24 protein-coding genes and 1 tRNA gene are annotated in these 17,141 nt (G+C 67.6%); 15 read left to right on the top strand and 10 right to left on the bottom strand.

Annotated features, from left to right (window positions below; genetic code table 11):
• Positions 1 to 40: 40 nt before the first annotated feature.
• On the bottom strand, positions 41 to 322 hold the full coding sequence (locus B5X82_RS22485; RefSeq protein ID WP_079650513.1) for a hypothetical protein: 282 nt from the start codon (positions 320 to 322) through the stop codon (positions 41 to 43).
• Between the two features lie 181 nt (positions 323 to 503).
• Between B5X82_RS22485 and B5X82_RS22480 the strand changes: the two genes are divergently transcribed.
• Positions 504 to 977 (top strand): DUF2721 domain-containing protein, encoded by a 474-nt coding sequence (locus B5X82_RS22480; protein ID WP_235862771.1) that lies wholly within the window; start codon positions 504 to 506, stop codon positions 975 to 977.
• Entirely contained in the window at positions 974 to 1,420 is a 447-nt protein-coding gene (locus B5X82_RS22475) for a DUF4345 domain-containing protein (RefSeq protein WP_079650511.1), read from the top strand. Before B5X82_RS22480 ends, B5X82_RS22475 begins: the two co-directional genes overlap by 4 nt.
• 182 nt (positions 1,421 to 1,602) lie before the next feature.
• Here B5X82_RS22475 and B5X82_RS22470 read toward each other — a convergent pair whose 3' ends face one another.
• The 3 genes from B5X82_RS22470 to B5X82_RS22460 are packed head-to-tail and all read right to left on the bottom strand — an operon-like array spanning position 1,603 to position 3,472.
• Positions 1,603 to 2,133, bottom strand: coding sequence for a hypothetical protein (locus B5X82_RS22470; RefSeq protein WP_079650509.1), 531 nt, complete (start codon positions 2,131 to 2,133; stop codon positions 1,603 to 1,605).
• A gap of 59 nt (positions 2,134 to 2,192) precedes the next feature.
• Complete coding sequence (locus B5X82_RS22465; RefSeq protein WP_079650507.1) at positions 2,193 to 2,876, bottom strand: hypothetical protein; 684 nt, start codon at positions 2,874 to 2,876, stop codon at positions 2,193 to 2,195.
• A gap of 2 nt (positions 2,877 to 2,878) precedes the next feature.
• Positions 2,879 to 3,472 carry a hypothetical protein gene (locus B5X82_RS22460; RefSeq protein ID WP_079650505.1) on the bottom strand — a complete coding sequence of 198 codons (594 nt, stop codon included), beginning with the start codon at positions 3,470 to 3,472 and terminating at the stop codon, positions 2,879 to 2,881.
• A gap of 150 nt (positions 3,473 to 3,622) precedes the next feature.
• Between B5X82_RS22460 and B5X82_RS22455 the strand changes: the two genes are divergently transcribed.
• From B5X82_RS22455 to B5X82_RS22445, 3 genes are all read left to right on the top strand, one after another.
• Positions 3,623 to 4,225, top strand: a complete 603-nt coding sequence (locus B5X82_RS22455; RefSeq protein WP_079650503.1) for a YdeI/OmpD-associated family protein — start codon at positions 3,623 to 3,625, stop codon at positions 4,223 to 4,225.
• Positions 4,212 to 4,928, top strand: coding sequence for an extensin family protein (locus B5X82_RS22450; protein WP_079650501.1), 717 nt, complete (start codon positions 4,212 to 4,214; stop codon positions 4,926 to 4,928). The genes B5X82_RS22455 and B5X82_RS22450 overlap by 14 nt, the downstream gene beginning before the upstream one ends.
• 61 nt (positions 4,929 to 4,989) lie before the next feature.
• Positions 4,990 to 5,889, top strand: coding sequence for an LOG family protein (locus B5X82_RS22445; protein WP_079650499.1), 900 nt, complete (start codon positions 4,990 to 4,992; stop codon positions 5,887 to 5,889).
• Between the two features lie 6 nt (positions 5,890 to 5,895).
• On the opposite strand, the gene B5X82_RS22440 is transcribed toward B5X82_RS22445, so the two are convergent.
• The gene (locus tag B5X82_RS22440) at positions 5,896 to 6,474 is read right to left on the bottom strand and encodes an alpha-ketoglutarate-dependent dioxygenase AlkB (RefSeq protein WP_079650497.1); all 579 of its coding nucleotides are present in this window, start codon (positions 6,472 to 6,474) and stop codon (positions 5,896 to 5,898) included.
• A 3-nt stretch (positions 6,475 to 6,477) separates the two neighbouring features.
• Positions 6,478 to 7,101: a YbhB/YbcL family Raf kinase inhibitor-like protein gene (locus B5X82_RS22435; protein WP_079650495.1), complete on the bottom strand. Its 624-nt coding sequence runs from the start codon at positions 7,099 to 7,101 to the stop codon at positions 6,478 to 6,480.
• 175 nt (positions 7,102 to 7,276) lie between these two features.
• On the opposite strand from B5X82_RS22435, the gene B5X82_RS26860 reads away from it, so the two are divergent.
• From B5X82_RS26860 to trmFO, 5 genes are all read left to right on the top strand, one after another.
• Positions 7,277 to 7,537, top strand: a complete 261-nt coding sequence (locus tag B5X82_RS26860) for a hypothetical protein (protein WP_176152678.1) — start codon at positions 7,277 to 7,279, stop codon at positions 7,535 to 7,537.
• On the top strand, positions 7,534 to 8,694 hold the full coding sequence (locus B5X82_RS22430) for a winged helix-turn-helix domain-containing protein (protein WP_176152677.1): 1,161 nt from the start codon (positions 7,534 to 7,536) through the stop codon (positions 8,692 to 8,694). Before B5X82_RS26860 ends, B5X82_RS22430 begins: the two co-directional genes overlap by 4 nt.
• An 82-nt stretch (positions 8,695 to 8,776) precedes the next feature.
• Positions 8,777 to 8,908, top strand: coding sequence for an entericidin A/B family lipoprotein (locus B5X82_RS22425; RefSeq protein ID WP_047168555.1), 132 nt, complete (start codon positions 8,777 to 8,779; stop codon positions 8,906 to 8,908).
• Positions 8,909 to 9,155: 247 nt separating this feature from the next.
• Positions 9,156 to 9,278 (top strand): hypothetical protein, encoded by a 123-nt coding sequence (locus tag B5X82_RS27275; RefSeq protein WP_268878260.1) that lies wholly within the window; start codon positions 9,156 to 9,158, stop codon positions 9,276 to 9,278.
• Between the two features lie 68 nt (positions 9,279 to 9,346).
• The gene (gene trmFO, locus B5X82_RS22420) at positions 9,347 to 10,684 is read left to right on the top strand and encodes a methylenetetrahydrofolate--tRNA-(uracil(54)-C(5))-methyltransferase (FADH(2)-oxidizing) TrmFO (RefSeq protein WP_079650493.1); all 1,338 of its coding nucleotides are present in this window, start codon (positions 9,347 to 9,349) and stop codon (positions 10,682 to 10,684) included.
• Between the two features lie 110 nt (positions 10,685 to 10,794).
• Here trmFO and B5X82_RS22415 read toward each other — a convergent pair whose 3' ends face one another.
• Complete coding sequence (locus B5X82_RS22415; RefSeq protein ID WP_079650491.1) at positions 10,795 to 11,205, bottom strand: low affinity iron permease family protein; 411 nt, start codon at positions 11,203 to 11,205, stop codon at positions 10,795 to 10,797.
• Positions 11,206 to 11,351: 146 nt separating this feature from the next.
• On the opposite strand from B5X82_RS22415, the gene B5X82_RS22410 reads away from it, so the two are divergent.
• Complete coding sequence (locus tag B5X82_RS22410; protein WP_079650489.1) at positions 11,352 to 12,533, top strand: glycosyltransferase family 4 protein; 1,182 nt, start codon at positions 11,352 to 11,354, stop codon at positions 12,531 to 12,533.
• A gap of 16 nt (positions 12,534 to 12,549) precedes the next feature.
• Here the strand turns inward: B5X82_RS22410 and B5X82_RS22405 are convergent, their stop codons facing one another.
• Together B5X82_RS22405 and B5X82_RS22400 are read right to left on the bottom strand one after the other, a co-directional pair.
• The gene (locus B5X82_RS22405) at positions 12,550 to 12,870 is read right to left on the bottom strand and encodes a DUF2218 domain-containing protein (RefSeq protein WP_079650645.1); all 321 of its coding nucleotides are present in this window, start codon (positions 12,868 to 12,870) and stop codon (positions 12,550 to 12,552) included.
• Between the two features lie 8 nt (positions 12,871 to 12,878).
• Complete coding sequence (locus B5X82_RS22400; protein ID WP_079650487.1) at positions 12,879 to 13,502, bottom strand: PadR family transcriptional regulator; 624 nt, start codon at positions 13,500 to 13,502, stop codon at positions 12,879 to 12,881.
• 128 nt (positions 13,503 to 13,630) lie between these two features.
• Between B5X82_RS22400 and B5X82_RS22395 the strand changes: the two genes are divergently transcribed.
• From B5X82_RS22395 to B5X82_RS22380, 4 genes are all read left to right on the top strand, one after another.
• Entirely contained in the window at positions 13,631 to 14,947 is a 1,317-nt protein-coding gene (locus B5X82_RS22395; protein ID WP_079650485.1) for a replication-associated recombination protein A, read from the top strand.
• A gap of 20 nt (positions 14,948 to 14,967) precedes the next feature.
• The gene (locus B5X82_RS22390; protein WP_235862770.1) at positions 14,968 to 15,294 is read left to right on the top strand and encodes an MmcQ/YjbR family DNA-binding protein; all 327 of its coding nucleotides are present in this window, start codon (positions 14,968 to 14,970) and stop codon (positions 15,292 to 15,294) included.
• Positions 15,291 to 16,160, top strand: coding sequence for a hypothetical protein (locus tag B5X82_RS22385; RefSeq protein WP_079650482.1), 870 nt, complete (start codon positions 15,291 to 15,293; stop codon positions 16,158 to 16,160). Before B5X82_RS22390 ends, B5X82_RS22385 begins: the two co-directional genes overlap by 4 nt.
• Before the next feature lie 20 nt (positions 16,161 to 16,180).
• A tRNA-Thr gene (locus B5X82_RS22380) sits at positions 16,181 to 16,255 on the top strand.
• A gap of 101 nt (positions 16,256 to 16,356) precedes the next feature.
• On the opposite strand, the gene B5X82_RS22375 is transcribed toward B5X82_RS22380, so the two are convergent.
• The gene (locus B5X82_RS22375; protein ID WP_079650480.1) at positions 16,357 to 17,004 is read right to left on the bottom strand and encodes a pyroglutamyl-peptidase I family protein; all 648 of its coding nucleotides are present in this window, start codon (positions 17,002 to 17,004) and stop codon (positions 16,357 to 16,359) included.
• Between the last annotated feature and the right edge of the window lie 137 nt (positions 17,005 to 17,141).

Raw genomic sequence — 17,141 nt, 5'->3', positions numbered from 1 at the left:
GTCACGCCTCCCTTTCCGCATTCGGGGGGGCTGCCGCCGATCAGTTGGCAGCGAAGACCGGGCTGTTGCCGGTGGCGGCGACGGCGGTCGTATCGGCCTTGAAGCTGACCGGCCAGGAGCCGACCTGCCCGGTGACGCGGCCGTCGCGGAGCCTCAATCGGAAAGACTGGCCGCTGTTGACGATGGTGCCCGATATCAGCGTCGCGGGCCCGACCGTCCTGACGCTATAGTCATAGGTGACACCGTCGCGGGTGAAGCTTTCCGCCATCGCCGGTGCCGTGGCGACCGAGGACAGAATGGCGAGCGTAAGAAACGTCTTCATCACAATCTCCCTTCAAATGGTGCCAGCAGGTCCTCTTTATTGTGCGGAGCAGCATCCCTGACGAAGCCATGGCGTGCAAATGCATAAGCCAGAGGCCCAATTGCATCGCCTGCACTGGTTGCAGCGGACGTATGCGCCGGTGCGTGGGCGTCATCACGGGCGGCTTGACCACGACAGGCGCATGACCCATCCCATGCCGATGGGAGACAGCTTCGCACTCAACGACATCGCACACACCATCCAGCTCGCGATGGCCCCCTGTTTCCTGCTGACGGCGATCGGCGCGATGCTCAACATGCTGACCGGACGGCTCGCCCGCGTCATCGACCGGTCGCGCTGGATCGAGCAGAATTTCACTGCGAAGAACGATCCCGCCCATCCCTATCAGGTGCAGCAGCTCCGCTGGATCGACGAGCGGATGCGCCACGCCAACGGCGCGCTGATCCTCTGCACGATCAGCGCCGTGCTGATCTGCATCGTCATCGCCGGACTGTTCACCGCGGTGTTGTTCGACCTGGCGCTGGCGCAACCGATCGCGATCATCTTCGTGCTGGCGATGCTGCTGCTGATCGCCGGCCTCGGCCTCTTCCTCTACGAGGTTCGCATCGCGGTCCATGCCACCCGCATCCAGGACGAGCTGCTGGAACGCGAATGATCAGCGAACGCAGGCTGTTGCAGGGCGTCGTCGCGGTCGCTTGCCTGGTGCCGGTTCTGACCGGGATCGACGGCGTTCTGCGCGGTGCGGCGATGCTGCGGCCCGGCGCGGTACCGGCCGATCTCGACAGCCATTTCCGCTACCTGTCGGGCATCTTCCTGATGCTGGGCGTGGCGTTCGCCTGGACCATCCCGGCAATCGAGCGTCAGGGGCCGCGCTTTCGTCTGCTCGGCGCGATGGTGGTGACCGGCGGGCTGGCGCGGCTGCTGAGCTGGGCGGCGATCGGCGCGCCGAGCCTGCCGCACCGGCTGGGACTGGCGATGGAGCTGGTGGTCGTGCCGCTCCTGATGCTGTGGCAGGCGCGGGTTGCAAAGCGGGCGGCGGGAATCGACCAACCCGGAAATGAAAAGAGTTGCCGGGACCTGAGTCCCGACAACCCCTAACATGGTCAGCGGCCGGAGTGCCGGCCCGGAGAACCATGGCGCCTCTTAGAAGCGCGTTCCCCGAACGGACAGAACCGACCTCCATGCTGAACCATGAGACATCGGATCACCTCCTTTCGCAATGTTGCCGAGGACTCGAACATGGGTCATCGCAGCGCTGCGAACAAGCCTTGTAATATCTTCTATTTTCGGCAATCCTCGATGGCTCGCGCCGGTTCGGCCCAGGCCGGGACCGCCAGGTCGGGAAGCCCCGGCGAGCGCACCGCGATCCGCCCCCGGCTGAACGCCATCACGTCCAGGAAGCCATCGTTCGCGCTCAGGATCACGGCGCTCATCGCCGCGCCGCGATCGACGACATGCCCGGCGGGGAAGCGCGCGCTGCGGGTCGAGGCAATGATCTCGATCTGCGCGCTGGTCCCCGCGCGCATGATCGTCACCTGCCGCTTCGCCGCGTCGCATTGGACGACGAGCTGCGACACCTGCCCGTCGCCGTAACGCGCCGCCGAGACCGGCGTACCTGGAACATAGCGCCACGTCCCTGGCGCAAGCGGCCAGTCGCGCCAGTCGCCGGCATGCGCGATTGGCGCGGGAGCGGGCGGAGGCGCCGGTGACGGCACCGGTGCGGGCGGCGCGGAGGTGGTCGCGGCGCAGCCGCTGAGCGTCAGCAGCAACAGCGTGGCGAACGGTCGGATATCGGTCGATCGGAAGGCCATCCACCGTCCATGGCGGATCGAGGCGGCGAAGGAAACCCCTGGGAGGTTTGGCTTTTGTCCTATCTGCGACCGCGGCAGTCGCGGATCAGACGAACGACGGCGGGGCCGATCGGCACCACCGCCTTGCGGGTCGCATGGAGTTGGATGGTCATCGGCACCGATCCGTCGAGCGCATCGAAGAAGGCATGACCGGCCGGCAGCGTCGTGCTGATCGTGCCGCCACCATCCGGCGAGTAGCTGGCATCCATCATCAGCTTGACCTTGCCGACGGTGATCGCCTGCTGGTCGAAGCTGCCCGGCGATCCGGTGCCGATGGCGATGATCTCGATCGTCCGCGTCGCGCTGGTGCAGGCGAACGCATAACTCCACTGGCCGCCCGTTCGGCTGTAGATCGCGCCGGGGCCGTCGCCCAGCCGCGCGACATAATACCATGCGTTGGCGCGTCGGGCGTCCACCGGCTGGTCGGCGGGCGCGGCGTCGGTCGGTGCCTCGACCACCACCGTGGCCGCCGAGTCGGGCATCGCCGCCGCGGGCGTGTCGGCCGACGCCGTCACCGCCTCCGGCGCGACATCGCGCCGGCTGTCGCCCGTCGGCGCCGAAGCCTCCCGCGACTGGATCAGACGGGTGAGGCCATAGCCGCCCGCGGCCAGCGCGATCGCCGCCAGCACGACGGCCAGCCGCGCACGCAGACCCGACCGCTTTCGCACCAATGTGGGCGGCGGATAGCCGATCGGGCCCTGCATGTTCATTCCGCGTTGAACACCGCCGCATCGATCGCGACGGGCTTCACATTGGCGCTCTCGCTCACCGAGATGTCGTAGGAGAGGCTCGACCGCTTCACCTCGGTATGCTCGTCGTCGTCAATCACCTGCGTGGCCAGTTCGTCTGCCTCGGGCATCTGATTGGCCTTGAGTATTCGGGTGAAGGACCTGCAGTCGGCCGCGAGCGCCGGGCCGAACGCATATTGGATCAGGTAGCGACCGTCAGGCACGCCTTCGATCGTCAGCGCCTCCTGCTGGCGCAGGAAGAAGCTTGCCGCCAACCGGCCTGTATCGGCATGTCGGATCTTGACCAGCGCATCGCGCATGCCGCTGTTCTGCAGCTCGATGCTGTGCCCTTCGGAGCCGAGCTCCATGTCGCCCGCCAGCTTCCGGCCGGATTCCGGCGGTGTCGCGCAGACCGGCACGCCGGGCTCTTGCGCGGCGGGCAGCCCGGCCGCCGCATCGGCCGCCGCGATCGCGTTCGCCCGCGGCGACGGGTCCGCCGCTTGGGCGGGCCCGGACAAAAGCATGAGGGCGGCGCCGAGCCCAAGGCCCAGCCCGCTGGAAAATCCGTTCATATTCCCACCCCGATCGGACGCCGCAGGCGCCCTTTCCGCATCGGAGTGTGCGCGATATGTTCATCAGGGGAAAGGGGTTGAAACGTAAACTCTTCCGACTTTCGGACGATTTCGTCTCGGTTTCGGACCATCATGGGACAGCATCGAGCCATGAAGAGCGATCCCCGCATCGACGCCTATATTGACCGGGCTGCTCTTTTTGCCCGGCCGATTCTCGTTCATCTTCGCGATCTGGTCCGGCAGAGCTGCCCCGCGGCGGAGGAAACGATCAAATGGGGTTTCCCGCACTTCGTCCTCGACGGAACCATTCTTTGCAGCATGGCGGCCTTCAAGGCGCACGTCGCCTTCGGGTTCTGGCAGGGCCGCCGCGTGACCGGCGGGCAGGCCCCTGACGCAAAGGATGCGATGGGCCAGTTCGGCCGGATCGCCACCATCGCCGATCTTCCCGCCCCCGCCATGCTCGCCGAGATGATCGCCCAGGCGGCCCGGCTGATCGAAAGCGGCGAGAAGGTGCCCCGCCCCCTCAAGCACCCCAAGCCGCCGGCTGAGCCGCCCGCCGACCTGCTGGCCGCGCTCGCCGCCTCGCCGCGCGCCGCCGTTACTTTCGAAAGCTTCCCGCCGGGGCAGCGACGCGAATATATCGAATGGATCACCGGAGCGAAGCGCGACGAGACGCGCCGGAAGCGGCTCGACGCGACGATCGCCCAGCTTGAGGAGGGCAAGCGTCTCAACTGGAAATATGAACGCGGCTGACTATGGTGGCGGGGTGTCGTCCCTCGTCCCTGCCGGCAGCCGCCGCCGTTTCCCCCTCCGCCGCCATCGGCTCCTGCCGGGCCTTCTCGTCGTCCTGACCGCACTGGCCGGATGTATCCCCTCCCCGCGCGCCCCGCGCCGCGGCTGGACGCCGCCGATCGAGACACCCGAGCGTTTCCGGCAGTGTTTGGCCGCGTTGCGGGCCGAGGGCGCGCAGGTCGAGGCGTTGGCCGACCGCCGTTTCGACAATGGCTGCTCGGCCACCTCCGCAGTCAAGCTGGTCGCCATCGGCATTCCGGTGACCAATCTCGGCGCGGTCAAATGCGGGGCCGCGCTGCCCTTCGTCCGCTGGGTACGGCAGGACGTGCCGACGATGGCACAGCGCTGGCTGGGCTCCGACGTCGTCCGGATCGAGAGCTTCGGCAGCTTCGCCTGCCGGCCGGTCAACAACCAGGCCGGCAACCGCCTGTCCGAACATGGCCGCGCCAATGCCGTAGACATCGCCGCCTTTCGCTTGCGCGACGGGCGGCGGATCAGCGTCAGGGACGGCTGGAACGGCGACGATCAGCAGGTGCGGGGCTTCCTCCGCGCGCTTCACAAGGCCGCCTGTGGACGCTTCTCGGTGGTGCTGGGGCCCGACGCCAACGCGCTCCACCACGACCATTTCCATTTCGATATGGGCAGCGGTCCCTATTGCCGATAGAAATCCGCGCCTGCCCGCCCCTGTAATATCGGCGAAAGCCGACTATCTGTAACAGAGAGATATGGCACACAGAAAAGTACCCAAGCGCGTCTTCCCCCGGGCCAAGGAGGATGCGGCGGTCGCCAAGACCGCCACGGAAACCCCGCAAACCACTGACAGCGCGTACAAGCTCGCCTTCCAGGACACCGACTTCCTGCTGCGCGACGACCTGCGCCCGGTGCGCTTCCAGCTCGAGCTGCTGAAGCCCGAGCTGCTGCTCGAGGAAGCGAACATCGGATCGACCTTCGTGATGTACGGTTCGGCCCGCATCCCCGAGCCGGGCAAGGCCGAGGCGCTGGTCAAGTCGGCCGTCACCCCCAAGCAGCGGCGGATCGCCGAGCGATTGCAGGCCAAGAGCCGCTACTATGACGAAGCCCGCAAGCTGGCCCAGATCGCCAGCCAATGCCCGCTCGACGCCGACGGCAAGCGCCAGTTCGTCGTCTGTTCGGGCGGCGGCCCATCGATCATGGAAGCCGCCAATCGCGGCGCGCACGATGTCGGCGCGGAATCGATCGGCCTCAACATCGTCCTGCCGTTCGAGCAGACGCCGAACGCCTATGTGACGCCGCACCTGAGCTTCCAGTTCCACTATTTCGCGCTCAGGAAGATGCACTTCCTGCTGCGCGCCCGCGCCGTCGCGGCCTTTCCCGGCGGCTTCGGCACCTTCGACGAGTTGTTCGAGCTGCTCACCCTGGTCCAGACCGGCAAGATGGCGCAGTTGCCGATCTTCCTGTTCGGCAAGGATTTCTGGCGCCGGGTCGTCGATTTCGAGGCACTGGTCGAGGAAGGCGTGATCGGCGAGAACGACCTGAACCTGTTCCGCTTCGTCGAGACGGCGGAAGAGGCCTGGGAGAAGCTCAGCCTCTATTATGCCACCCGCGAGCGCTCCTACCGCCATCGCGATCCCTCCAAGGCGGCCTGACCGCCCTCATCCTCGGGCGTGGAGCAGCCCCTTTTCGGACAGGCTCCGGAAGGTGATCGACCAGCGGGTCGCGGGCATGGGTGCGATCCCATGCTCCCATGTCCAGCGCGCCTCGCCGTGCAGATGGTAGACCGAGCGGGGCCGGAGCAGGAGCGATCGCCGATCGAAGCCGTCGGGACGGCGCCGACGGAAGCGCAGGGTGGCCGGTTGGCCGAGCGAGACGCCGATCACCTCGCCGAACTGCGGACGATCCCGGTGCCAGCCGATGCCGGCCCCCGGATCGTAACGGATCAGCAGCGCGTGGACGAGATCGTCGGGCTCCAAACCTGCAAAGCGCGCGGCGCGGCGGCGCAGCGGCGACAACCAGCCGGGAAGCGGCTGCGCCGGAGCGAAGCCGCCCTTGTCGAAATCATAGCTCCAGCCGAACGTCCGGGTCAGGCGCTTGCCGAGGAAGCCCTGGAAGCGGAACGGGGCGAGGCCGCAGTCGTCGATCGCCGCGATGAGGTCCGCTTCCTCCTCAGCCGTCACGACCTCTTCGCCATAGGCCAGGCCAGGCACGATCGGCTCGCCGAAGAGATCCGCCATCGATCAGGCAGGCGACACGCCCGCCACGCCTTGCCCGCCGAGCGGCGCCTCCTCACCGCGCGAATAGGTGCCGACCAGCATGCCGGCGCCGAGCACCCGCCCTTGCAGCCCGCGCACCAACCCCGACCGGCCGGGATTGGTACCGATCTCGATCGTCTCGCTGAGCGCGAAGAGCTGGAAGACATAGTCGTGGCTGCCATGACCGGTCGGCGGATCGGGCGGCAGCCAGCCTTCGAACAGGCTGTTGCGACCGACGTCGGGCCCCGTCGACGCCCCCTCGCCATCGGCGACGATCGCGCCTTCCGGCAGGTGCCGTTCGTCGGGCGGGATGTTCCAGACCAGCGCATGGACCAAGGGCTGGAGCGCCGGAGCGTCGGGGTCCTCTACGATCAGCGCGAGGCTGGCCGTGCCGGGCGGCACCTCTCCCCACAGCAGCGGCGGCGACACGCCCTCGCCGTCCGCGGTGAACCGCACCGGCAGGCGCGCGCCCGACGCGAAGGCGGGGCTGCTCAGGTCGATCACCGTGTCGCCGATCTCCAGTTCCGGTTGGGCGATCACCAGCTTCGAATGGCCCGCGCGGACATTGCGCAGCATGGCTCCCAGCCAGCGGGGAAGATGTTCAAGCATCGTCGCGCTCCCTCCTTTCGGAGCATAATGCGCCAGACGAATTGCCGATCCGCGAAATCGTTCCAGCGCCGCAAATCCGATCTCACCGCCTTTGCGGCCGGAAGGTCAATGGGGGGATATACGAATGGCGATCGGGGGCTTGCCTTCGCGCAGGGCCCACGGCATCGCTCGACGCATGGATCTCGACGCGCTGCTCCTCCACTATTTCGGCACCGACGACCTTGACGCTCTCGACGAGGCGACGATCGAGGAGGGCCGCCAGCGTGTCGAGATCGCGTTCGGCACCGAGCGAGATTCCGGCCGGCGCTTCGCGCTGTGGATCCTGCTCCATGCGCTCGGCGGCGCTCCCGATCCCGAAGTCGCGTTCAGGGACGCCAGGGACCGCAAGGCCGCCGAGGACTATGCCTGGGCGGCCCGACGGATGGAGCGGCGTTGACCGCGACGCTGTCGCTCGCCCAGGCGCGCCGCATCGCGCTCGCCGCGCAGGGCTTCGGCGCGGCCCGGCCGCAGGCGCCCGGCCCCCTTCACCTGCGCCGCACGCTCGACCGGCTGGGGCTGCACCAGATCGACAGCGTCAACGTCCTGTCGCGCGCCCATTATCTCCCCGCTTTTTCACGGCTCGGCCATTATGACCGCGCCGCGCTCGACGAGGCGGCCTGGGGCCGGCGATCGAAGCGGCGCATGTTCGAATATTGGGCGCATGAGGCATCACTGCTGCCGCTCGACCTCCATCCGATGCTGCGCTGGCGCATGGCCGAGGCTGACCGCGGCGAGCGGGGCTGGTCGTCGCTACGCGTCTATGCGCGCGAAAAGCGCGACGAGGTCGATGCCGTGCTCGACCGCATCCGAGCCGAAGGGCCCCTCGCCGTCTCCGACTTCGATGATGGCAAGAGCCGCAGCGGCTGGTGGGAATGGGGCGACAGCAAGCGCAAGCTCGAATGGTTGTTCTGGGCCGGCCATATCACCACCGCGACCCGACGCGGCGGGTTCGAACGCGTCTACGACCTGACCGAGCGGGTGATCCCGCCGGCGATCCTGGCACTCCCCACCCCAGACAAGGCGACGGCGCACCGCGCGCTGGTCGGCCGCGCCGCCGCGGCGCTCGGCATCGCAACCGAGACCGACCTGCGCGATTATTTCCGGACCGGCGTCGCCGACACCAGGGCGGCGATCGCCGAGCTGGCCGAGGAAGGCGTGCTGCTGCCCGCATCGATTGCGGGTTGGCGGCGCCCCGCCTGGCTCCACCGTGACGCACGCCATCCGCGCCGGGTGAACGCCCGCGCCTTGCTTGTGCCGTTCGACCCGCTGATCTGGGAGCGCGATCGCACCGAACGGCTGTTCGGCTTCCACTATCGGATCGAGATATACACCCCCGCAGAGAAGCGCCGCTATGGATATTACGTCCTGCCTTTCCTGCTCGGCGACCGGCTGGTCGCACGGGTCGACCTGAAGGCCGACCGGCAAGCGTCGATGCTGCGCGTGCTGTCGACCCACCTCGAACCCGACGCCCCGGCCGCGACCCGGGCCGAACTGGACGAGGAGCTTGCGGCGATGGCCGGCTGGCTGGGGCTCGAGCGGGTGAGCCGCGGATGATCGTACCGCCATCGTTTTGATATGGACAGTGCGGGAAGCGGCCCGCTAACGCTTCGCCTCGTACGCAGGGGAGATATAAGCGATGCGAAACATGCTGGCGGTGACGGTTCTGGGCTGCGCGCTCCTGGCGCTCTGTGCCTGCAACACCGTGAAAGGCCTCGGCCGCGACATCCAGTCGGTCGGCGAGGCCGGCGACCGCGCCACCTTCAAATAAGGGGCGGGCCTCCGGCGCCCGGCGATCCCGGCACCGGAGGCAATTTTTTCCCACAGCGGCCGGCGCACGATCCGCGCCCGGGCTTAGACATTGGTCTAGCCCCCCGATGCTTTCGATTCCGGGATCCTGTAAAAGCAATCCCGGCGCCCGCAACGAGCAGGTTCGTTTCCGGGCGGCGGGGGAGAATGGATCGATGAAAGGCCGTGGACGCCATGCACATGCTCGCACTGCCATCATTTGCATTCCGGTGGGATTGCTCGACGTCGGACAGGAAGATCGCTACCCGCCCTATGTCGGGCTGCTGATCGCGATCGGCGGATCGGCGCTGCTCTGGGCGATGATCGGCTGGGTTGTGGCCAAGCTCACCTGACGCCGCGCGGCCGGGATGGGGCGATCCCGGCCGTTGCGATCGCGGGACCGGGCCCGTAAAGCGCGGCCATGGTTCATCAGATACATGTCATCGGCGGCGGCCTCGCCGGTTCGGAAGCCGCGTGGCAGCTTGCCCAGGCGGGCATTCGCGTGCGCCTCTCCGAGATGCGCGGGGTCGAGGCCACGCCCGCCCACCAGACCGACAGCCTCGCCGAGCTGGTCTGCTCGAACAGCTTCCGTTCGGACGACCCGGCCAACGCGGTCGGCCTGCTTCACGCCGAGATGCGATCGCTGGGATCGCTGATCATGGCCAAGGCCGACGCGCACCGCGTCCCCGCCGGCTCCGCGCTCGCTGTCGATCGCGAGGGCTATGCCGAGGCGGTCACCCGCGCCGTCGCCGATCATCCGCTGATCGAGCTGGTCCGCGAACGGGTCGACGCGCTGCCGGCGGACGGCCCCGCGATCGTCGCCACCGGCCCGCTGACCGCCGCGGCACTGGCGGACTCGATCGGCGCCGCGACGGGAGCCGACGCGCTCGCCTTCTTCGACGCGATCGCGCCGATCGTTCATCATCATTCGATCGACATGGACGTCGCCTGGATGGCGTCGCGCTGGGACAAGGGCGAAACCAAGGACTACATCAACTGCCCGATGGACAAGGAGCAGTATCTGGCCTTCCACCAGGCATTGCTCGATGGCGAGAAGACCGCGTTCAAGGAGTGGGAGAAGGACACGCCCTATTTCGACGGCTGCATGCCGATCGAGGTGATGGCGGAACGCGGCGTCGACACGCTGCGCTACGGCCCGATGAAGCCGGTCGGCCTCGACAATCCGCGCACCGGCCGCTGGCCCTATGCGGTCGTCCAGCTCCGCCAGGACAATGCGCTCGGCACGTTGTGGAACATGGTCGGCTTCCAGACCAAGCTGAAGCATGCCGAACAGGTCCGCCTGTTCCGCACCATCCCGGGGCTGGAAAAGGCCGAGTTCGCACGGCTCGGCGGCCTCCATCGCAACACGTTCATCCAGAGCCCCAAACTGCTCGACGGCACGCTGCGGCTGAAGTCGCGCCCGAACATCCGCTTCGCCGGACAGATCACCGGCTGCGAAGGCTATGTGGAATCGGCGGCGATCGGCCTGCTCGCGGGCCGCTTCGCAGCGGCCGAGCTGCTCGGCCGGCCGATCGAGACGCCGCCCGCCGTCACCGCGCTCGGCGCTCTGCTTGGCCATATCACCGGCGGCGCGGAGGCCGACGGCTATCAGCCGATGAACGTAAACTTCGGCCTGTTCCCGCCGCTCGAAGGCGCAAAGAGCGGCCGCAAGCGCAAGGGCGACCGCAAGGCGATGATGGCCGAACGCGCCGGCGAGGCACTCAAGGCGTGGATGGAGGGCGGTGTCGAGCTGGCCTGATCCCGGTCATCATCCCGGCGAAGGCCGGGATTTCATTTTTTCTCTCAGGAAACAATCACAAGCCAAGAGAAAGAAAAGAGCTTCCAGATTTCGCTGGAATGACGGAAATCTCAGCGCCGACGGATGAGATGACGAATGCTGTCGGTGTGATGGGGTTTGCCGTCCTCGCCCGGCGCGAACTCCTCCTCGATTTCGCTACGGATCTTCTCGAGCTCCTTCTCGGTCAGATGCTCGATGCCGATATAACGGTTGCGCGCATCGGCGACGGCGCGAAGCAGTTCGTCGAGCTTGGCCTGCATCGCCGCGGCGTCGCGATTCTGCGCATTCTGGATCAGGAACACCATCAGGAAGGTCACGATCGTCGTCGTCGTGTTGACGATCAGCTGCCAGGTATCCGAAAAACCGAACATCGGGCCGCTCACTGCCCAGGCGATGATCGCGCAGAAGGCGATGATGAAGGCCAGCGGCTGGCCCACCGCGCTGGCGATCCGGGCAGCGACACGTGTGAAAAACTGATCCATCGCACGTCCCCTTTTAGGATTGTTCCGTGTTTTCCGTTCCTTGCGGGCGATGTCGGCGCTCCATCGACATCGTTTCAGGATCACAACCCTTTCGTTGCCCGGCTGTTCCGGTTGCGATGAAGGGCTTTGCCTCCTAAGGCGTCGCGATGGATGCGTCCCAGCTTCGGATCGCCCTGTTCACGGGCAACTACAACTATGTGCGCGATGGCGCGAACCAGGCGCTGAACCGGCTGGTAGGCTATCTGCTGGGTCAGGGCGCGGCGGTGCGCGTCTATTCGCCGACCGTCGAGCAACCGGCCTTTCCGCCGACCGGTGACCTGGTCAGCATCCCTTCCCTGCCAGTTCCCGGACGCGCCGAATATCGCTTTCCACTGATGATCCCGCCAAGCGTCAAGCGCGACATCAGCCGGTTCAACCCGAACATCATGCATGTCGCGAGCCCCGAGATCCTCGGCCATCGCGCCGTGTCGCTCGCGCTGCGTCGCAAGCTGCCGGTGGTGGCGTCGGTCCACACCCGGTTCGAGACCTATTTCCGCTATTACGGCCTCGCCTTCCTCGAACCGATGGTCGAAGCGCTGCTGCGCCGCTTCTATCGCCGCTGCGACGCGATCTTCGCACCGTCCGAATCGATGGCGCAGCTGCTGCGCGACCAGCGGATGAGCTATGACGTCGGTATCTGGTCGCGCGGTATCGACCGCACCATCTTCAAGCCCGAGCGGCGCTGCGACGACTGGCGCCGGTCGCTGGGGATCGGGACCGACGAGGTGGTGATCGGCTTCGTCGGCCGGCTGGTGATGGAAAAAGGCCTCGACGTGTTCGCCGACACGATCGACCAACTCGAACGGCGGCAGGTACGTCACAAGGTGCTGGTGGTGGGCCACGGCCCGGCGCGCGAATGGTTCGAGAAGCGCCTGCCTGGCGCAGTCTTCGCAGGCTTCCAGGCCGGCGAGGACCTCGGCCGCGCGGTGGCGTCGATGGACATGCTGTTCAATCCCTCGGTCACCGAGACCTTCGGCAACGTCACGCTGGAGGCGATGGCCGCCGGCCTGCCCGTCGTCGCGGCGCGCGCGACCGGCAGCGAGAGCCTGATCGAGGACGGCGTGACCGGCCGGCTGATCGCCCCCGGCCGCACCCAGGCCTTCGCCGATGCGCTGCAGGCGCTGTGCGTCGATCCCGAGATGCGGCGGACGATCGGGCAGGCCGGCCTGAAGGCCAGCGAGCGCTACGGCTGGGATCAGGTCAACCAGGAGCTGGTCGACGCCTATATAAGGATCGTCCGCCAGCACCAGGCGGGGGTCAGGGTCACCCGGCAGAGCCCGGTGCCCTGAGCGAAAAGCCAGCCGGTCAGGCCGCTTTCCAGTCGAAGCTCAACGGCGCCTCGCGAAAGGCGAAGCGGTCGAGGTGGCGGGCCACCGCTCCCTTCAGCGCGTCGAGCTGCTCGTCAGAGCTGGCGTCGATGCGCACCTCCAGCGTCGTGTCGGTCGCGTCGAAGGTGGCGAGCCCGTCCCCCGGATGGTCGGCCCCGCGTGCATCGCGCGGGAAGACGACCGTTCCGTGGACGGGGGTGAATTCGACCTTCAGGTTATGTGCCCAATGCTTGCAGAGCTGCTGGAGGTAGCGGCTGGCGGATGCGGTCGGCACCGTTGCGGTGGCGCTCGTCGTCATCGCCAAGCTCACAGCCGCTCGATCTTGCGGGCCGCGTCGTCGAGGATCGCCGCCACGTCATGGGCAAGCTCGCCGCCGCGATCGCGCGTCAGCCGGTCGCGCAGCACCATGGCGAGGTTCATCATCGCCCGGCGAACCGGCATCCGGCTTTCGCCGCCGCCCTGCTCCTCGCCCAGCGCGTCGAGCCGCGCGAACAGCGCCTCGATCTTCTCGCCCTGCTCGCCGATCTCGAGCTTGCCGGCGTCGGTGATGCCGAACAGCCGCTTCGAGCCCTCGGCCGCCTGCTCGGCGATCTGGCCCATGTCCTCAAGCATCGTCAGCGTCGGATAGATGACGCCCGGGCTGGGCGCATAGGTGCCCCCGGTCCGCTCCTCGATCGCCTTGATCAGGTCATAGCCGTGGCGCGGCTGGTCCCCGATCAGCGCGAGCAGGATCAGGCGCAGTTCCGTCCCGTCGAACACGCGACGCCGGCCGCCGCCCCGCCGGCCGCCCATGCCGCCACCGAAGCCCTCCCCGAAGGGATCGAAGAAACCGCCGCCGAAACCGTGGTGACGGCCGCGCATCGCGCGGAGGCCGCCATGGAAGCCACCGTGGCGGCCATGCTCCCGATGTCCTTTGTGAAATCCAAACAATGTCATTCTCCAACTTCTGGTGATCTCGAATCAATCTCGATAGTTCCAAGATATATCTTGAAAGAGTTTTTGCAAGGGACTTTCCAAGCCCCCTGTCCGGCCTGCGATCCCGCCCCTATATCGTCGCGATGGCCGACCTCTTTGCGCCCGAACCCGCCGCCGGCTTCGTCCCCACCGACGCTGCGCCGCTCGCCGAACGGCTGCGGCCCCGCACGCTGGCAGACGTGATCGGGCAGGAACATCTCACCGGTCCCGAAGGCGCGATCGGCCGCATGGTCGCGGCGGGACGCCTGTCCTCGCTGGTGCTGTGGGGCCCGCCCGGTACCGGCAAGACGACGATCGCGCGGCTGCTCGCCGATGCGGTGGGGCTGCGCTTCGCGCCAGTCTCGGCGGTCTTCTCGGGCGTCGCCGACCTCAAGAAGATCTTCGCCGAGGCGCGCGAGCATGCGCGGATCGGCACCCGGACGCTGCTGTTCGTGGACGAGATCCACCGCTTCAACCGCGCCCAGCAGGACAGCTTCCTGCCCTATGTCGAGGACGGCACCGTCGTGCTGGTCGGCGCGACCACCGAGAATCCCTCGTTCGAGCTCAACGCGGCGCTGCTCAGCCGGGCGCAGGTGCTGATCCTCAACCGGCTCGATGCCGCCGCACTCGGCAAGCTGATCGCGCGCGCCGAGGAGATCGAGGAGCGCCCCCTGCCCCTGACCGAAGGAGCGCGCGAGGCGCTGATCGCATCGGCCGACGGTGACGGCCGCTTCCTGCTCAACCAGGTCGAGACGCTCTTCTCCATCGCGATCGACCATCCGCTCGAACCGGGGGAGCTCGCCGCACTGCTCCACCGCCGGATGGCGGTGTACGACAAGGATCGCGAGGGGCACTACAACCTGATCTCGGCGCTGCACAAATCGCTGCGCGGATCGGACCCGCAGGCGGCGCTCTACTATCTCGCGCGGATGCTGACGGCGGGCGAGGAGCCGCTCTACGTGCTGCGCCGGCTGGTCCGCTTCGCCAGCGAGGATATCGGGCTTGCCGATCCGCAGGCGCTGGTCCAGTGCCTCGCCGCCAAGGACGCCTACGATTTCCTCGGTTCGCCCGAGGGCGAGCTGGCGATCGTGCAGGCCTGCCTCTACCTGGCGACCGCGCCCAAGTCGAACGCGGCCTATGTCGCGCAGAAGGCAGCGTTCCGATCGGCGAAGGACACCGGCTCGCTGATGCCGCCGAAGAATATCCTCAACGCCCCCACCAAGCTGATGAAGGACGTCGGCTACGGCAAGGGCTATGCCTATGACCATGACGCCGAGGAGGCCTTCTCGGGCGACGATTACTGGCCCGAGGAGATGTCGCCGCAGAGCTTCTACACCCCCTCCCCGCGCGGCTTCGAGGCGAAGATCGCGGAGCGGATCGCCTATTGGGACCGGCTGCGGCAGGAGCGCGGCAGCAAATGAGGCTCGATTGGGATAGGGTCATGAGCTTCGCGGCCGGCCTGCCCGGGGCCGAGCGATCGACCCATTATGGCGGTCCGGCGGTCAAGGCCAATGGCAACGCCTTCGTCGCGCCGGGGCGCGAGGAAGGCAGCTTCTGCCTGATGATCGACCGCGACACCGTCGACATGCTCAAGGAGACCGATCCCGGCACCTATTGGCAGACGCCCCATTATGAGGGCTGGCCCGCCGTGCTGGTCCGCTACGACGGCGCCGACCCCGAACGGGTGCTGGCGATGATCGAGCGCGCGCACGGGCAGGCGCTGGCGAAGAAGCGGCCGAAGCCCCGTCCGGCCAAGAAGAAGGCATGATCCGCCGCTTCCGCCGTTTCGCCTGCATCGACTGGTCGGGGGCGAAGGGCGATCGGCAGAAGGGCGTCGCAGTCGCGGTCAGCGACGGACCGGGCCGGACCCCGAAGCTGATCGAGCGCACCTGGTCGCGCGGCGCGGTGCTCGACTGGCTGCTCGACCATGCCCGGCGCGACAGCGACCTGCTGGTCGGGATCGACTTCTCGACCGCCTTCCCCTTCCTCGACGCCGGCGGCTATTTCCCCGGCTGGGCGGAGAGCCCGGCCGACGCCCGCGCACTGTGGCGGCTGGTCGACGAGATCTGCGCCGGCGACCCGCACCTGGAGGCGGGTGCCTTCGTCGACCATGTCGAGGCGAGCCGCCACTTTCGGCGCCATGGCGGGAGGCAGGGCGACCTGTTCGGCGCCGGCAATGGCCGCTACCGCCTGGTCGAGCGCCTCTGCCGCGACGGCCGCCACGGCCCGGCGACGAGCTGCTTCAACCTGGTCGGCGCCGCGCAGGTCGGCAAGTCGAGCCTGACCGGCATGCGGCTGCTCCACCGGCTGGACGGCCGGGTGCCGGTCTGGCCGTTCGATCCGCTGCCGGAAACGGGGCCGGCGATCGTCGAAATCTACACGACCGTCGCCGCGCGAACCGCAGGCCTCGGCGGCGGCAGCAAGATGCGCGACGCCGACCGCCTCCGCGCGGGCCTCGCCGGCTACGGCATCCGCCGCCCGCCCCGGCTGGCGCGCTATGACGACCACAGCACCGACGCGATCCTGACCGCCGCGTGGCTGGCCGAGGCGGCCGCCCGCGCGGACCTCTGGCACCCGTCGGCACTTTCTTCGGAGATCGCCGCCGTCGAGGGCTGGACGTTCGGCATTCCCTGACGCATGAGGGCGCGGAGCGTGCCGGCTTAGCACAGTGGTAGTGCAGCGGTTTTGTAAACCGAAGGTCGGGGGTTCGAATCCCTCAGCCGGCACCACATGCAATGAAAAAGGGCCGCGCTTCGCGGCCCTTTCCGGTGCATCCTTTGATTGCGGTCGTCCTGTCGCCATCCCTTCGGCCGCTCGGCCGGATAAGCGATCAGCACGTCATGCCTGCCTGCAGCTTCAGGTCGGCGCCTTCGTGATTGGCCGATATCAGAGCGGCCGTCAGAACGGCCTCGTACATCGTCTCCAACGCCAGCGAAGGAATGGGCGTCGGGCTCGCGGCCGCATGTGCCGACGAAAGGGGAATATGGACGAGGCCTGCCCGCATCGGAAGCGATGACGCGAGATGGCAGGCCAGATAGAAGGTCTGGTTGCACAAATAGGTGCCAGCCGTGTTCGAGACATAGGCGGGGATGTCCCGATCCCTCCAGGCCTGCAATATCGCCTTGATCGGCAGGGTGGAGAAATAGGCCGCCGGCCCGTCATCGATGACGGCCTCATCGATGAACGCGCGCCCGTCGACGTCGGGGATCGGGAAATCCATGACATTGACGGCGACCCGCTCCGCGGCCACGGCGACGCGCCCCCGCGTCACGCCGGTGACGATCAGCACGTCAGGACGGAGCCTTCGCACCTCCTCCTCGAGCAACGCCCGCACCGCGCCGGCGCTGACCGGCAGGACCAGGCCGTGGATGCGAACCCCGTCCTTCTCGGTTCCATGGATGGCTTGGGCGATGGCACCGCTGGGGTTCTGGGCCTCTTCCAGATAGGGACCGAAGCCGGTGACGATGACGGTCTTCATCGCGGTCAGTCCTTGTGGTTTCGTTGCAGGAATGCGGTGAAGGCGGCGATGAAGTCGTCCTTGCGTTCGAGCATGACGGAGGACTGGGTCATGCCCGGGGCGACGAACAATTCGGTGCGGGGTGTCTGCTTGTGCCA

The sequence above is a fragment of the Rhizorhabdus histidinilytica genome (assembly GCF_900167915.1).
Taxonomy (GTDB): domain Bacteria; phylum Pseudomonadota; class Alphaproteobacteria; order Sphingomonadales; family Sphingomonadaceae; genus Rhizorhabdus; species Rhizorhabdus histidinilytica.
Note: the sequence above shows the minus strand (reverse complement) of the source record. Positions and strands in the feature narration are given on the sequence as shown.